Origin of the sequence: Nocardia sp. 852002-51101_SCH5132738 (assembly GCF_001665695.1) — a bacterium.
Taxonomy (GTDB): Bacteria; Actinomycetota; Actinomycetes; order Mycobacteriales; family Mycobacteriaceae; genus Nocardia; species Nocardia nova.
The window spans coordinates 1-1,001 of record NZ_LZML01000097.1 but is presented as its reverse complement, the minus strand read 5'-3'; the positions used below and the strand labels follow the sequence as shown (position 1 = coordinate 1,001).

The following is a 1,001-nucleotide window of genomic DNA, read 5'->3' as shown; positions in this document are numbered from 1 at the left end:
CGCAACCGCGGATTCCGCAGATGTAAGTGGTGGTGGAGCTCATCGGGAGGTCCTTCCCCATTGCTGTGGACGATCTGCCGAAGGCATACCACCGGCGCAGGGCACTGCAAAGGGCGCTACGCGTCACTTCGTGATGGGCATTCGCCCACCCTTTTCCGCACCCCACACCGGCGGTCTGGACAAGCCCAGATCGACCACAGCAACGAGGAAGGACCTCCCGATGAGCACCACCACCACTTACATCTGCGGAATCCGCGGTTGCGACGCCCCCGCCACCGAGATCCAGCCCGCCCTCTTCGGACGCACCACCTACCGCTGCCACCCGCACCACCTCCAGGACATCGCCAGCCAGGCAGCCGCCGACAGCTACGACCCCGCAGCCGCCTACGAGTGACCCGGAGGGGGCTCCGGCCCCCTTCCCACCGCTTCGGCCACCGGCAGCGCCGCCGGTGAGTGAGTCGCCAACGACGTCGACTCCAGCCGATCCCCCGATGCTGGTCACATCGGGACACCGGTTACCCGGTGCGGACGACGGTCCTTCCGTCCGCATCGGGTTTCCGCCACAACTTGCGTCGGGTCGCTGCCGAATTCGCCTTATATCTAGTAGATAGAGGAGCGCTCAGCTCCGGGCCACTGGCGCCGGGCGGGTTGGCGGAGGTTTCCCCACCCTCCTCATAGCCGAATCGTCTCGCTCCAGCCGAACGAGTCAAGGACCACCTACGGCGTCCGCTACGCGGTGCTGCGCATCCTTGACACGCCCGACTTCCGCTGAGGGCGGCCAGTATGAGGAAGGCGGGGAAGAGCAGTCGGTTGCCGGTAGACCGGCGGTCGGCGCGTGCAACGAACGTGCGACATTGCGCGGATCGGGGCGGATACCAGCGGTCAATCCTGGCAGCGGCCCTCATTGCCGAAGAACACGAAAAATCCCCCTGACCAGGTGATATGTCAGGGGGATGTGGTGGCCAAGGCCGGGATCGAACCGGCGACCTTCCGCTTTTCAG

The 1,001-nt window shown here is 65.7% G+C and carries 1 protein-coding gene; it reads left to right on the top strand.

Annotated elements, in window-relative coordinates; genetic code table 11:
* Positions 1–220 precede the first annotated feature (220 nt).
* Positions 221–394 carry a hypothetical protein gene (locus A5789_RS36540; protein WP_156772981.1) on the top strand — a complete coding sequence of 58 codons (174 nt, stop codon included), beginning with the start codon at positions 221–223 and terminating at the stop codon, positions 392–394.
* Positions 395–1,001: the final 607 nt, after the last annotated feature.